Source organism: Sphingobium sp. SG1, assembly GCF_057063145.1.
On record NZ_JBVVOJ010000008.1, the window covers coordinates 126,461 to 140,487 of the forward strand.

12 protein-coding genes are annotated in these 14,027 nt (G+C 68.3%); 6 read left to right on the top strand and 6 right to left on the bottom strand.

The genetic code is table 11. The annotated features are described in order from the left end of the window. The first annotated feature begins 41 nt into the window (after positions 1 to 41). Positions 42 to 722, top strand: coding sequence for a GDSL-type esterase/lipase family protein (locus AC0KVN_RS17775; protein ID WP_483656229.1), 681 nt, complete (start codon positions 42 to 44; stop codon positions 720 to 722). Here the strand turns inward: AC0KVN_RS17775 and AC0KVN_RS17780 are convergent, their stop codons facing one another. The 4 genes from AC0KVN_RS17780 to AC0KVN_RS17795 are packed head-to-tail and all read right to left on the bottom strand — an operon-like array spanning position 723 to position 4,870. Continuing rightward, complete coding sequence (locus tag AC0KVN_RS17780; protein ID WP_026109305.1) at positions 723 to 1,520, bottom strand: 3'(2'),5'-bisphosphate nucleotidase CysQ; 798 nt, start codon at positions 1,518 to 1,520, stop codon at positions 723 to 725. Further along, positions 1,507 to 2,853: a TldD/PmbA family protein gene (locus tag AC0KVN_RS17785; protein ID WP_435568450.1), complete on the bottom strand. Its 1,347-nt coding sequence runs from the start codon at positions 2,851 to 2,853 to the stop codon at positions 1,507 to 1,509. Before AC0KVN_RS17785 ends, AC0KVN_RS17780 begins: the two co-directional genes overlap by 14 nt. A gap of 39 nt (positions 2,854 to 2,892) precedes the next feature. Then, on the bottom strand, positions 2,893 to 3,813 hold the full coding sequence (gene nudC, locus AC0KVN_RS17790) for an NAD(+) diphosphatase (protein ID WP_435568451.1): 921 nt from the start codon (positions 3,811 to 3,813) through the stop codon (positions 2,893 to 2,895). Then, a complete protein-coding gene (locus AC0KVN_RS17795) occupies positions 3,800 to 4,870 on the bottom strand; it encodes an A/G-specific adenine glycosylase (protein ID WP_435568452.1) in 1,071 nt (356 codons plus the stop codon). Before AC0KVN_RS17795 ends, nudC begins: the two co-directional genes overlap by 14 nt. Before the next feature lie 26 nt (positions 4,871 to 4,896). On the opposite strand from AC0KVN_RS17795, the gene AC0KVN_RS17800 reads away from it, so the two are divergent. The 5 genes from AC0KVN_RS17800 (at position 4,897) to AC0KVN_RS17820 (ending at position 11,632) form a co-directional block, all read left to right on the top strand. Beyond that, the gene (locus AC0KVN_RS17800) at positions 4,897 to 5,439 is read left to right on the top strand and encodes a DUF721 domain-containing protein (RefSeq protein WP_435568453.1); all 543 of its coding nucleotides are present in this window, start codon (positions 4,897 to 4,899) and stop codon (positions 5,437 to 5,439) included. A gap of 41 nt (positions 5,440 to 5,480) precedes the next feature. After that, on the top strand, positions 5,481 to 6,149 hold the full coding sequence (locus AC0KVN_RS17805) for a thioredoxin domain-containing protein (protein ID WP_161734136.1): 669 nt from the start codon (positions 5,481 to 5,483) through the stop codon (positions 6,147 to 6,149). A gap of 44 nt (positions 6,150 to 6,193) precedes the next feature. Continuing rightward, positions 6,194 to 6,928 (top strand): thioredoxin domain-containing protein, encoded by a 735-nt coding sequence (locus AC0KVN_RS17810; RefSeq protein ID WP_010337523.1) that lies wholly within the window; start codon positions 6,194 to 6,196, stop codon positions 6,926 to 6,928. 77 nt (positions 6,929 to 7,005) lie between these two features. Further along, positions 7,006 to 10,449, top strand: a complete 3,444-nt coding sequence (smc, locus tag AC0KVN_RS17815) for a chromosome segregation protein SMC (RefSeq protein ID WP_435568454.1) — start codon at positions 7,006 to 7,008, stop codon at positions 10,447 to 10,449. A 76-nt stretch (positions 10,450 to 10,525) separates the two neighbouring features. Beyond that, a complete protein-coding gene (locus AC0KVN_RS17820) occupies positions 10,526 to 11,632 on the top strand; it encodes a pyridoxal phosphate-dependent aminotransferase (RefSeq protein WP_435568455.1) in 1,107 nt (368 codons plus the stop codon). Here the strand turns inward: AC0KVN_RS17820 and AC0KVN_RS17825 are convergent. Next, positions 11,629 to 13,095, bottom strand: coding sequence for a phospholipase D-like domain-containing protein (locus AC0KVN_RS17825; protein ID WP_435568456.1), 1,467 nt, complete (start codon positions 13,093 to 13,095; stop codon positions 11,629 to 11,631). The two genes, AC0KVN_RS17820 and AC0KVN_RS17825, sit on opposite strands and share 4 nt — an antisense overlap. After that, positions 13,092 to 14,000, bottom strand: coding sequence for a 4-hydroxybenzoate octaprenyltransferase (ubiA, locus tag AC0KVN_RS17830; protein ID WP_435568457.1), 909 nt, complete (start codon positions 13,998 to 14,000; stop codon positions 13,092 to 13,094). Before ubiA ends, AC0KVN_RS17825 begins: the two co-directional genes overlap by 4 nt. Positions 14,001 to 14,027: the final 27 nt, after the last annotated feature.

A 14,027-nucleotide genomic window follows, 5' to 3' on the forward strand; every position in this document is an offset into this window, starting at 1 on the left:
GCAGGAGGGTCGCCATCATCTTGCAGAAACTGGATTCCCCATTGGGCAAGCGTCTGCTGGCCCTGTCGATTTTTTGCGTGATCGTCGGGGGCTGGTTCGCCTTCACCCATTATCGTGACGCCAGCCAGACCCTGCCGGACGGGCAGGGACGCGAGGGGCCGTGCGCCCTGTGGTTCGTGGGCAGTTCATCGATCAAGCGCTGGACCAGCCTGGAGCAGGATATGGCGCCCTGGGTCGCGCATAATCGCGGCATCAACAGCGCCACCTTCAACGAGATATTGCCGCGTTTCGCCAATATCGAGCAGGGCACGCCAAAACCGGCGGCGATCATCCTCTATGCCGGCGAGAATGACCTGGCGGGCGGGCGACAGCTACGGCCGATCTTCCACGATATGGCACGCTTCCTGGAGATGCGGACGCAGTTGCTGGGCGATGTGCCGGTCATCATATTATCGATGAAGCCCAGTCCGGGGCGCTGGGCGATCTTTCCGCAGCAGCAAATCTATAATGATGCGACCCGGCGGCTGATCCCGCACATGCAGAATGTCCATTATGCCGACATCACCACGCCACTGCTGAAGGACGGCAAGCTGGGCGACAATTATCAGTCCGACAAGGTGCATATGAACCCGGCCGGTTACCGCATCTGGGCCGATGTCGTGCGGGCTAGACTGAAAGAGGTGCTGCCCGCCCAGACGGTGAAGGCCTGCGCTGGCAGTTGATCAGGCCTTGCCCAATATTTCCTTCGCGCGCGGCGCGAGACGGGCGGCGGCGGCCGCATGTATGCCCGGCGCCGCACAGAGCAGGCCGAAGGCGACCGGCTGGGGCCGGTTGAAGGCGAGCGGATCGCCCAGCGCGTCGGTGACGATGGCGCCGGCCTCCTGCGCGATCAGGGCGGAGGCGGCGACGTCCCATTCATTGCCCCAGCGCACGGTGGCGACCAGATCAGCCTCATCGGCGGCGACCATCGCCATGCGCAGCGCGATGCTGTTGGGCTTGTCCACGGTAACGAGATCGCGGTCGGCGCGCGGCAGCTGATCGGCGGGGACGCGGGCGCCGGGCAGCATGGTGCGATTGCCGGCATGGAGCGGCACGCCATTGCGGGTCGCCCCCTGCCCTGCCTGCGCAATCCACAATTCCTTGCGCGCGGGTGCCGCCAGGATGCCCAGACGGACCGCGCCATCCTCTACCAGGGCGACCGAGACCGCCCAGCCGGGCCGGCCGCGCAGATAGTCGCGGGTGCCATCGATCGGATCGACCACCCAGACGCGCGATACGCCCAGGCGATGCACGGTGTCGGCCGTCTCCTCCGACAGCCAGCCGGCCTGCGGATCGATCGCCGCCAGCCGTTCGCGCAGCATGACGTCGATTTCCAGGTCCGCCTCGCAGACCGGATGGCCGGGCACTTTTTCCCACTGGCGCACGCGCGTTTCGCCATCGGCCCATAGCGCCAGCGCGCGATCGGCCGCATCGGTGACCGCCGCGACGACGGCCGGCAACAGAGGCTCAGCCGCCGGCAACGGTCATCCCGTCGACGCGCAGGGTCGGCACGTTCATGGCATAGCGGAACATCAGGTCATTGGCCGGCACCAGGGTGCGGAACATGTCCTTCAGATTGCCGGCGATGGTGATTTCCGACACGGCCGGGCCGACCGCGCCATTTTCGATCAGGAAGCCGGCGGCGCCGCGGCTATAGTCGCCGGTAACGCCGTTGACGCCCATGCCGATCAGTTCGGTAACATAGATGCCGCGCTTCACATCGGCCATCAGTTCGCCGACCGACAGGCTGCCCGCTTCCATATGGACATTGGTGATGCCCGCACCCGGCGCACCGGCGCCGCCCCGGCTGGCATGGCCGGTGGGTTCCAGGCCAAGCTGGCGGGCCGAGGCGCTGTCCATCAGCCAGCCGGTCAGCACGCCATCCTCGATCAGCGCACGACGCTCGACCGGCAGCCCTTCGCCGTCGAACGGGCGGGAGCGCAGGCCGCGCAGCAGCAGCGGATCGTCGATGATCGTGATCTTGCTGTCGAACAGCGTTTCGCCCAGCGAGTCCAGCAGGAAACTGGAGCGGCGGGCGATCGCCGGGCCGACCATGCCCCCGATCAGATGACCGACCAGGCTGGAGCCGATGCGCGGATCGAAGATGACCGGCATGACGCCACTGTCGACCTTGCCGGGATTGAGCCGAGCGACCGCGCGCTGGCCGGCGCGGATGCCGACCGCTTCGGCATCGTCCAGATCCTTGAGGTGGCGGCTGGCATGGCTGGCATGGTCGCGCTGCATGTCGGCGCCGCTGCCCGCGAGCACGCTGGCCCAGGTCGAATGATTGGTCGCGGCATAGGCGCCGGCAAAGCCATGGCTGGTGGCGAGCGCGACCTGGCTGCGGCCGCTGGCGGCGCCGCCGCCTTCGCTGTTGGTGATGCCGGGAATGCTGCGCGCCGCTTCTTCCGCGATCAGCGCGCGTTCGCGCAGCGCGGCGGGCTCGGGCTCTTCCTCGTCCACCAGGTCGAGCGAGGGCGCACGCTTCCTGAGCAGCCGATCCTCCGGCGCCAGGCCGGCATAGGGATCTTCCGGCGCTTCGCGCGCCATGGCGATGCTGCGATCGATCAGGGTGGCGAGCGTCGCCGGGTTCATGTCCGACGCGGAAATGCTGGCCGAACGCTGGCCGATGAAGACGCGCAGGCCGATCTCCTCGCCCTCGGACCGTTCGACATCCTCCAGCGCGCCGAGCCGCACCGCCACCGTGGTCGAGGCGTTGCAGGCATAGATGGCGTCGGCCGCGTCCGCCCCCGCCTTGCGCGCCGCCGTCACCAGATCCTGCGCGCGCGACTGGGCTTCTTCGAGGCTGAGCATAAGGGGAGGTCGATCCTGTAGTGAAGACGAAGCCGGGCCTTACGCCCTTGCGTCGGACGGGGCAACCGCGCCGCGCAGCCAATGGTCGAGCAGGTGCCAGGCGACCGCCATGCGTGGCGGCGCGAGGAAGGGCGCGTCGGGATCGCCCGCCAGCGCGGCGGCGACGCCATCGGCATCGCACCAGAAGGCATGTTCGATCTCGGTCTCGTCCAGGGTCAGCGCGGGATCATCGCATTGCGCGACACAGGCGATCATCAGCGAGGAGGGGAAGGGCCAGGGCTGGCTCATCACATAGCGGACCGAATGGACCGTGATGCCGGCTTCCTCCTTCAGTTCGCGCGCGACCGCTTCCTCGACCGTCTCGCCCGGTTCGATGAAGCCGGCGAGCGCGGAATAGCGGCCGGGCGGCCAGCTATGCTGGCGACCGAGCAGGACACGGCCCTCATGCTCGGCGAGCATGATCGAGACCGGATCGACGCGCGGGAAATGTTCGGAGGCGCAGGTTCCGCAGCGGCGCGCCCAGCCGGCCTTGTGCGCATGGGTCGGCCCACCGCAGACCGAGCAGAAGCGATGCCGGGCATGCCAGAAGACGAGGCTGCGCGCGGTGCCGTAGAGCGCGACATCGGACGCGGAGACGAGATCGGCGAGGCCACGCGATCGCGGCGTCGCATTGGGGCCCTGTTCCAGCGTCTCGACCAGATGGGCGAAGATCGGGCGCTCCTGCAGATCGACGCCGAGCAGCACATGTTCCTCGATCCGCGCGTCGGGGCCAAGCGGGGCGAGGGCCAGGCCATGATCGTCCGTCACCGGCTCCAGCCCTTCGAGGATCAGCAACCGGGCATTGGGCGAGGCAAAGGCCTGCGCATGAAGCGCGGGATTGCTGCGGATATGATCGACCCGATCGAGCGTGCCGCCGACGAAACCGGGCAGGCCGTGCGCTTGGGGGTCAGTTCCGTGCATCGTCCGTCATCTCCTTCATCGCCGCATCGGCCGCCCGCGCGAACAGGGTGGGCAGCCCCGCCTCGCCGATCCGGTCGCGCGGCCACCATTCCCCTGCACCGTCAGGCACATGGTCCTGCCCCACATGGGTAGTGTGGACTCTGAGCGCCAGCGAGAAATGGGTGAAGACATGGGCGACCGGCGGATCGATCGTCCGCCACGGCGCGGCGAAGGGCGGCGTGGCATCGGGCGCGGCATTCCAGTCGGAACTGGGCAGCGCGCGCATGCCGCCCAGCAATCCCTTGTCAGGGCGTCGCACCAGCCAGACCTGGCCATCGCTGCGTTCGATCCACCAGGCATGACCGAGGCGATGGGGCTTGGCCTTTTTCGGCGCCTTGACCGGGAAGGCGGCAGGATCGGCAGTGCGCACCGCCGCGCAATTCTGACGCAGCGGGCAGATGCCGCAAGCCGGGTTGCGCACGGTGCAGATGGTGGCGCCAAGGTCCATCATCGCCTGGGCAAAATCGCCGGCGCGCAGGTCCGGCGTGATGCTGTCGGCCGCCGCGCGGATGTCCGGCCGAGCGGCGGGCAGCGGCGTCGCTATGGCGAACAGGCGGGCAACCACCCGTTCGACATTGGCGTCGACCACTACGGCGCGCCGGCCAAAGGCAATCGCGGCGACGGCAGCAGCGGTATAGGCGCCCAGGCCCGGCAGGGCACGCAATGCATCTTCGGTATCAGGGAAGCGGCCGCCATGGTCGGCCACCACGGCGCGGGCACAGGCCAGCAGGTTGCGGGCACGGGCATAATAGCCCAGCCCCGCCCAGGCGGCCATCAGGTCGGCGTCGGCGCTGGCGGCCAGATCCTCCACCGTCGGCCAGCGGACCGTGAATTTTTCGAAATAGGGTCCAACCGCCGCGACCGTCGTCTGTTGCAGCATCACTTCGGACAGCCAGACATGATAGGGATCGGCCGCATTGGCGCCCGGCGGCGCGCGCCAGGGCAGGCGCCGGGCATGGACGTCATAATGGGCCAGCAGATCCCGTGCGATTTTTGAACCCGACATCTCGACGCGCATGGCGGCCCTATGCCATGTAGCGCGCCATGAAGGAACGCCCCCCGACCGCGAAAAAGACGAGCCGCGCCACGCCGCCGGCCGAGCGCCCCCGCGTGGGTGCGCCGCGCGCGATCGCCGACCTGATGCCGGAAATCGGCCGCACCGCCTTTCGCAAGTTCGGTTTCGTCCAGTCGAGCATCGTCACCCGCTGGAACGATATCGTCGGCGCCGACTATGCCGCGATCACCGCGCCCGAATCGATCCGCTTCCCGGTTGGCCAGAAATCGGGCGGCACGCTGCAACTGACCGTGATGAGCGGCCATGCGCCGATGATCCAGCATGCGCTGCCCGACATCATCGAACGGGTGAACCGCTTCTTCGGCTATGCCGCCGTCGCCAAGGTGGCGATGAAGCAGGGCATGGTCGGTCCCGCACCGGTCGAGCGGCGCCCGCCGCCCCGCAACCTCAAACCCATTCCGGTCGAGCTGGGGGATTCCCTGCGCGACATCGGTGACCCGGAATTGCGCAAAGTCCTCGAATCGCTGGCACAGGGGCTTGCGAATTCGAATGGCCTGCCCAAGATCGGTTGATGCAACCCGCCCCGTCCGGGGCGATGCCTTAGGACTGCCCCATGACCAAGTTCCGCCTTTCCCTGCTTGCCCTGATCGCCGTTCCCGCCATCGCCGTCGCCGCCGCGCCCAACTGGGTCGCGCAGGTGGTGCGTTCGCCGATCGGCGGCCATGTCATGGGCAACCCTGCCGCGCCGACCAAGCTGGTCGAATATGTGAGCTATACCTGCAGCCACTGCGCCCATTTCGTGAATGATGCGAGTGCATCGCTGAAGGCCGATTATGTGAAGGGCGGCAAGGTCAGCGCCGAAGTGCGCAACGCGGTGCGCGACAAATATGACCTGACCGCCGCGCTGCTGGCCCGTTGCGGCGGCGCCAAGCGCTTCATGGGCAATCATGAGGCGCTGTTCGCCAACCAGGATGCCTGGATGGAGCAGATCATGGCGTACGACAAGGGCGCGGCCAAGCCGAGCGAGCAGAAGGCGGCGTTGCGCGACATCGGCCAGAAGACCGGCCTGTATGCGCTGATGAACAAGCGCGGCTTCACCAATGCGCAGCTGGACGCCTGCATCGCCGACCCGGCATCGGAAAAGGCGATCCTGGCGATGACCGACGAGGCGTGGAACAAGGTCAAGATCACCGGCACGCCCGGCTTCGTCGTCAACGGCACGCTGGTCCAGGGATCGACCTGGGAGTTGCTCAAGGCCGCATTGCCCGCAGCCGCCCGCTGATCTAAACCGTCCCCAACTATCCATAATTCGGAGCGTCGCCCGTCGTGAAAGTCCTGTCCGGCCTTGCCCTTATCGCCCTGTCCCTGACGCTTGCCGGTTGCGGCAAGAAGGATGAGGGCAATGCAACCTCCGCCGCGCCGATCGCCGCCGTGGCCGCGCCCGCCGGCACCAGCTGGTCGGAAACCGTCGCCGAAACGCCCGAGGGCAATTTCGTGATGGGCAATCCCAATGCCAAGCTGAAGCTGGTCGAATATGGTTCCTTCACCTGCAGCCACTGCCGCGACTTCGCTCATGAATCGTCGGAAGAACTGAAGGCGATGGTCGATAGCGGCAAGATCAGCTACGAATTCCGCGTCTATGTCCGCGACCCGATCGACATCACGACGGCGCTGCTGGCCCGTTGCGGCGGCAAGGACATCTACTATCCGCTGTCGGAACAGTTCTTCGCCAACCAGAGCGCGATGTTCGAAAAGGCGCAGGGCCTGGGCGACGCCCCCTATCAGGCGATGGTGTCGGCCCCGCCGGCGCAGCGTTTCGGCCAGTTGGCCAACGCGCTTGGCCTCATCGACTATGCCAAGCAGCGCGGCATTGCCGAGGATCAGGCCAAGCAGTGCCTGGCCGACACCGCAACTGCCGAGAAGCTGGCCAAGGGCGTCGAGGCGGCCAATGCCCAATATAATATCTCCGGCACGCCGACCTTCCTGATGAACGGCGTGGTGGTCGAGAATGCCTCGTCCTGGCCGGTGCTGAAGAACAAGCTCAAGGAAGCGGGTATCTGATTGGCGCAAGGGGGGGCGACAACTGAAGGCCTGAGGCCCAAGGAGACCGGGGCGGCACCCTGCCCCGGCGTTTCCCCATGCAGATAAAGCGGCTCAAGCTTTCGGGCTTCAAGAGCTTCGTCGATGCGACCGAATTGCGCATCGAGCCGGGCCTGACCGGCATTGTCGGCCCCAATGGCTGCGGCAAGTCCAACCTGCTGGAAGCGATCCGCTGGGTGATGGGCGAATCCAGCGCCAAGTCGATGCGCGGCGGCGGCATGGAGGATGTGATCTTCGCCGGCACCACCAGCCGGCCGCAGCGCGACTTTGCCGAAGTATCGCTACTGACCATCCAGGAACAGGGCGAGCTGTTCAACGCGGTCGATGTCGGCGCCGATGGCGAGCTGGAAGTCACGCGCCGGATCGAGCGCGGCGCGGGCAGCGCCTATCGCGCCAATGGCAAGGATGTGCGCGCCAAGGATGTGGCGCTGATCTTCGCCGACGCCGCCACCGGCGCGCACAGCCCGGCACTGGTCAGCCAGGGGCGGATCGCCGCCGTCATCGCGGCCCGGCCACAGGAACGGCGCGCCATGCTGGAAGAGGCGGCGGGGATCGCCGGCCTGCATGTCCGGCGCAAGGATGCCGAGCAGAAATTGCGCGCGGCCGAGGGCAATCTGGCCCGGCTGGACGAGATATTGGCCGATATGGACAGCCGCGCCGGCAATTTGCGGCGCCAGGCGCGCGCGGCGGAACGCTATATTCGCCTGTCCGAACAGATACGCGTTGCCGAGGGTCGGGTGATCTTCGCCCGCTGGCGCGAGGCCAATGCCAGTGCCGAAGCGGCGCGGGCCGAGGCGAAGCTGGCCGAGGCGACGGTGGGCGCGGCGCAGGAGGCGCTGACGGCGGCCAATGTCCATAGCGGCGCGGCCGTGACCGCGCTGGCCGAGCGGCGGGCGGAGGCATTGGCGACGCGCGATGCCGCCAGCGAATCCGGCCACCAGCTCAACACGCTGAAGGCAGAGCGCGACGGGGTGGTGCGCCGGCTGCATGACCTGGCGCAGCAGGCGGCGCGGCTGGACGAGGATCGCGAGCGCGAGGGCACGCTGGCCAATGACGCGGCCGAAGCGATTGCGCGGCTGACGGCCGAGGTCGCGAGCCTGAAGGCCCGGATTGCCGAGACCGAGGCGATGCGCCCCGATTTCGCCGCGCGTATCGCCCGCGCCGAGGATGGCGCGCGCGATGCCGAGCTGGAACTGGCCAAGGCGATGGCCAAGCAGGCGGGCGAGCAGGCCGAGCTGCGCGTGGCCGAGGCGGCGCTGGCGGCGGCGCGCGACCGGCTGGGCCGGGCGGAACAGGCGATGCGGCGGCTGGAGGGGGAGGCCGCGGCCTTGCCCGATGCCGCGCCGCTGGAAGCGAAGCGCGACGAGGCGGCGGCGGCGCAGATAAGCGCCAATGCGGATCGCGAGGCGGCGGAGGCAGCGATCGCGACGGCCGAGACGGCGCGGCAGGCGGCGAGCGAGGCGCGGGCGGCAGCGGAGGCGGCGCTGGCATCGGCGCGGGCGGCGCTGGCGGCACTGGACAGCGAGGCGACGGCGCTGCGCAAGGCGATCGATGCCGGCGGCAGCGGCCGGGCGCGGGCGCTCGACCAGTTGAAGGCGGCGCCGGGCTATGAGCGGGCGCTGGCAGCGGCACTGGGCGATGATCTGGAAGCGCCGATCGGGGCGGAAGGGCCGCGCCGCTGGGCGGGTGCTGAAGCGTTGAAGGATGATCCCGGCTTGCCCGACGGCGCCAGCCCGCTGGCCGCGCACGTGACCGCACCCGAGGCGCTGGCGCGACGGCTGGCGCAGGTAGCGGTGGTGGAGAAGGATAGCGGCCAGGCGCTGCGGGTCGGCCAGCGGCTGGTGACGCTGGATGGGCAATTGCGGCGCTGGGACGGCTATGTCGCGGTCGAGGGGGGCGCGGCGGCAGCCGAACGGCTGATCCGCATCAACCGGCTGGAGGCGATCGATGCTGCGCGTCCGGCAGCGGCGCAGGCGGTCGAGACGGCACAGGCGGAACGGGCCGAGGCTGGCGCGCGCGAGAAGGCGGCAGTGGATGCCCTGGCGACAGGCCGCACCAAGCTGGGCGATGCGGACCAGCGGCTGCGCACGGCGCTGCGCGCGGCGGACGAGGCGGCGGGGGCGCTGGAGCGGTTGAGCGGCAAGCGCGAGGCGATCGAGGAACGGCTGGCCGAGGCCCGGCGCGATCAGGAAATGGCGCAGGCCGAGCATGACAAGGCGTCATCCGCACGGGCCGCCCTGCCCGATGGTGCCGAGACGCGCGCGCAGGTGGCGGCGCTGTCGCAGGCGAGCGAGAAGGCGCGCATGGCGGTCAGCCAGTTGCAGGCCGACCAGGCGCTGGCCGACCGGGCACTGTCGAGCGACCGCGAGCGCATGGCGGCGGCCGATGCCGAAGCCAAGGGCTGGAACACGCGCGCGGGCGAAGCGGCCAAGCGCATAGCCGCCATGGCATCGCGCGGCGAGACGGTGGTGCAGGAGCGCGCCGCAATCGAGGGCCAGCCCGAGGCGCTGGGCACTAGCATCGCCACGCTGACCGAAGAGCGCGAGGCGCAGGTCGAACGTGCCGAACAGGCCCGCCGTGCGGAGATCGAGGCCGAAGCAACGCTGAAGGCAGCCGAGAAGCGCGCGGCCGATGCCGGCGAAGCGCTGGCCGGTGCGCGTGAGGCGCGGGCAACGGCGGTGGCGCGGGCGGAAGCGGCGGATGAGCGGCGGATCGAGACCAACCGCCTGTCGGGCGAGCGGTTCGAATGCCCGCCTCCGGTGCTGCCGGAGAAGCTGGGCTTTCCCAGCGCCGACATCCGCATCGCCCAGAGCGAGCAGGCCGAGCATGATCGCCTCTCGGCCGAGCGCGAGCGGATCGGCCCGGTCAATCTGGTCGCGGCGCAGGAGTTGGAGGAGTTGGAGACGATCCAGGCGACCAGCCGGTCCGAAAGCGCGGAACTGACCCAGGCGATCAACCAGCTGCGCGGATCGATCGGCAGTCTCAACCGCGAGGGGCGGCAGCGGCTTCTGGCCGCGTTCGAGGCGGTGGACGGCCATTTCCGCCGGCTCTTCACCACCCTGTTCAATGGCGGCCAGGCCCATCTGGAACTGATCGACAGCGACGATCCGCTGGAGGCGGGGCTGGAGATCATGGCCCAGCCGCCGGGCAAGAAGCTGGCGGCGCTGACCCTGTTGTCGGGCGGCGAGCAGGCGCTGACTGCGGTGGCGCTGATCTTCAGCCTGTTCCTCACCAACCCGGCGCCGATCTGCGTGCTGGACGAAGTCGATGCGCCGCTGGACGACGCCAATGTCGAGCGCTTCTGCGACCTGCTCGACGCGATGGTCGCCCAGACCCGCACCCGCTACCTGATCGTCACCCATAATGCGGTGTCGATGGCGCGCATGCACCGCCTGTTCGGCGTCACCATGGTGGAGCGCGGCGTCAGCCGGCTGGTGTCGGTCAACCTGCACGGCGCCGAGGCGCTGCTGGCGGCGCAATAGGGCCAGCGCCGTGCAACCGGTCCTTGCCGCCGCGTGTCGGCTGGCGAAGCTGGCGGCCTGATCACGGAGTTGTGCCATGGACCTGCCGCCCTTTGCCCTCGACCATTGGCTGTCGGCCTATGATTTCGCGACGCCGCCGATCGCCTATAATCTGGCGTCGAGCACCGGGCCGCGCTGGAGCGTGGCGGAAATCTGCGCGCTGGGCGACGCGCCGCTAGCGATCGACGACACCGTGCTGAGCTATGCCCCGCCCGAGGGGAGCGCGGCCTTGCGCGCGGCGATCGCCGCCTTTCATGACAGCGAAGCTGACAGGGTGGTGGTCACCACCGGATCCTCGGAAGCGCTGTCGATCTTCTTCTGCCTCGCGGCGCGACCGGGCGCGCATATGCTGATGCCGGATCCCGGCTATCCGGCCTATGCGGCGGTGGCGCAGGCCTGGGGACTGGGGACGCGGCACTATGCGCTGACCCGTGAGACCGGCTTTGTGCAGGATGTGGATGCGATCCTGGCGCTGATCGATGCCGATACCGCCGGGGTGGTGGTCAACACGCCGCATAATCCCAGCGGATCGGTGATGCCGCGCGCGGAGATCGCACGGTTGGCGGCAGCGCTGGCCGAACGTGGCGTGCCGCTGCTGGTCGACGAGGTCTATCATCCGCTCTATTTCGGCACGCCCCAGCAATCGGCCGCCGGCATTCCCAACGCCTATGTCACCAGCGACATGTCCAAGGCGCTGTCGCTGCCGGGATTGCGGATGGGATGGATCATCGCGCCCGACGATGCACAGCGCGCCCGGATCATCGACGCGCGCAGTTATTTCACGATCAGCAGTTCGCCGCTGCTGGAGCGGCTGGCGACCCATGCGCTGGAGCATAGCGCGGCCATCACCGATCGGTTGAAGGCCGTTGCCACTGTCAACATCGCTGTCCTCGACCAGTTGATCGCGGGAGCCGACGGCAGGTTGCAATGGGTGCGGCCACAGGGTGGCACCACCGCCTTCCCTTGGCTGGGCGACGGGTGCGACAGCCGGCCGCTATGCGAGGCGCTGGCGGCGCAGGGTGTGCTGCTGGCGCCGGGCGACTGTTTCGGCCAACCGGCGCATATCCGGCTGGGCTTCGCGCAGCAGGCCGAAGGCTTCGCGATCGCGGTGGAGCGGATCGCGACTGCCCTCACCATAGTTTAGCTCCGGCCGAACCAGCCTTTCATCCGGCGGAACAGGCCGCGTTCGCTGACCGGTTCGAACATCTCGTCCGGCCCTTCGGGATCGAGCACCTCATTATCGGCGAGCCAGGCCTGGACATCGGCGAGGTCCGGCACCTCATAGGGGCGCAGGGTGCGGCCGGGCTTGGTGCGCAATTCCTCGATCGCGGCGATCAGGCCGCGCTGGGCGATCACCGCCGACACACGCTCGCGCGGCAAGTCGAGATGTTCGGCGATCAGGTCGTCGCGAATGGCCAGGATCGCATCCTGCCGGCCTTCATTGCCGGGCAGCGCGGTGTCGATCACCACGTCGCATTCGGTATCGAGCCGCATCGAGCGGTTGTTCATGTTGGACGATCCGACGCGGATCAGCCGATCGTCGACGATCAATATCTTGGCATGGACATAGATGGGGGCGCCGCGCGTGGTGAAGGGGTGATAGATGCGCAGCTTGCCATGCGGGTCACGCTCCTTGAGCGCCTCGAACAGGCGGGCGCGAGCGGTGTCCATCGCCTGCTGTTCCAGCCAGCCATCGGCCTGGAGCGGGTTGATGATGACGATGTCCGGCCCGTCCGGATCACCCAGCCGCTTGGCGATCGCCTCGGCAATGCGGCGCGAGGCGAAATATTGGCTTTCGGCATAGATGCAGTGCCGGGCGGCCGCGATCTGGTGGAGATAGAGCTTCTCGATCTCGATCAGTTCGTCCTGATCGTCCATCTTCGGCGCGGAGCGGGCGATGGCGACATCGACATGCTCGAAATGGACCGGCAGCGCGTCGGGCCAGCAATCATATTCACCCTCGACCGGGGCCAGTTCATCACCGCCGGCGCCGACCCAGCGGGCGCGGGCATGGTCGCCCAGCGCCATCGCCACCGGTCCCTGCAAGGCGGTCGTGGCATCATGCCACGGGCCATAGGGAGAGCCATCGGGATGGCGGCGCGCGGGATCCTCGTCGCGATGATGGCGGGTGTCCCAACGGTCGCCGGTCATGTCGATGCCGCCGCAAAAGGCGAAGCAATCGTCGATCACGACGATCTTCTGGTGATGCGAGGCGGCGGGGGGATGATGGCCGTCCAGCTTCACCGTGACGCGCGGATGGGCCATCCATTTGAGCGTGGTGAAAAGGTTGGTCGGCCGGACCATCGACTTCATCGCGCCCATGTCCCAGCGCAGCAGATAGATTTCCAGGTCCGGCGTGCGTTCCACCAGCCAGCTGATGAAATCGCCGATTACCACCGGCGCGCCATCATCGGCCTGGTCCTCGCGGATCAGGCTGATCGCGGCGTCGAAATCCCAGCCGATCAGCATGATCCGCTTCTTCGCCTTCAGCATCGCGGCGCGGGCATGGCGGAAATAGGCGTCGGCATCGACGATCACGCTGGCGCGCACCGCCTGTTCGATGCGCCAGCAATCCTCGCCGGGGGTGGGCAGACCGGTCATGCTCATACGCCGGCACTCCCGACGACCAGACAGGCAAGGAACATCAGCAATCCTGCAAAACGGTTGGAGCGGAATTTGACGAGCGGATCGGTGCCGTCTTCCTTCAGCGTACCGACCTGCCAGAGCAGATGGGCGGCCATCGGCACCAGCGCGACCAGCGCCAGCAGCTGCGGCCGGACCTGCCAGATGGCACTGGCCCAGAGCGCAAGCGCGACGAGATAGCAGAGCGTCACCCCGCCCCGGACATGGCGGCCCATCGACAGGGCGCTGGAACCAATGCCGATCAGCGCGTCATCCTCCCGGTCCTGCAATGCATAGATGGTGTCATAGCCCAGCACCCAGAAGATGCAGCCGGCATAGAGGCACAGGCCCGGCAGGGTCAGCGCGCCGGCAATCTCGCTCCAGCCGACCAGCGCCGCCCAGGAAAAGACGATGCCGAGCCAGACCTGCGGCCAGCCGGTGATCCGCTTCATGAAGGGATAGGCGGCGACCAGCGCCAGCGAGCCGAGCGCCACGACCTGGGCATAGCCGCTGAGCTGGAACAGCACGATCAGGCCGATCAGGCAGAGCGCAAGCAGCCAGGCCCAGGCGGTCTTGACCGACATCGCGCCGCTGGCGAGCGGGCGGGCGGCGGTGCGGGCGACCCGCGCGTCGAGATCGCGATCGACGATGTCGTTGAAGACGCAGCCTGCGCCGCGCATTGCGATGCTGCCGAGCAGCAGCCAGAGGATCAGCGGCCAGCGGACAAAGGCGCCGCCCGCCAGCGCCACCGCCCAGGCTCCCGGCCAGAATAGCAGCCACCAGCCGATCGGCCGGTCGAGTCGGGCCAGCGAGGCCAGGATTCGCGGGGTTTCCGGCAGGCGCGCAAGCAGGCCGCGCGCTTCGCTGTCGGGGACGATCGACTGATTCACTGCAACTCCGTTCGTCCCGCGCTTGTC